General features: G+C 53.6%; 1 pseudogene. It reads left to right on the plus strand.

Annotated elements, in window-relative coordinates:
* Positions 1-232: pseudogene (locus HBA93_RS20485) on the plus strand (hypothetical protein); the annotation flags it as partial.
* Positions 233-295 lie beyond the last annotated feature (63 nt).

Below are 295 nucleotides of genomic sequence, written 5' to 3' on the forward strand. Positions count from 1 at the left end.
CGCGATCACATATGAATCCCGCCCTTGCGAAAACCTGACAGTCAGCATTGGTATATCCGGCACATTCAGGATCGCTCGCGATCTTGATCTGACTGTGTTTCGCGAGGCACTTTTGCGCGCAGCGGATCTCGCTTTGTATGACGCAAAGGGCGCGGGGCGGAATAGCATTCGCATCTGGCAAAAACAGGTTGGTGCGCCCTTTATACCGGACGCCGAACCGCTCTTGCGGTAAGCAAGAGCGGCCGATTTTTTTATCATTTATGCGGCTTCCTGCTGCTGATCATGGCTGGCATTT

Origin of the sequence: Ochrobactrum sp. SFR4 (assembly GCF_019730395.1) — a bacterium.
Lineage (GTDB): Bacteria > Pseudomonadota > Alphaproteobacteria > Rhizobiales > Rhizobiaceae > Pseudochrobactrum.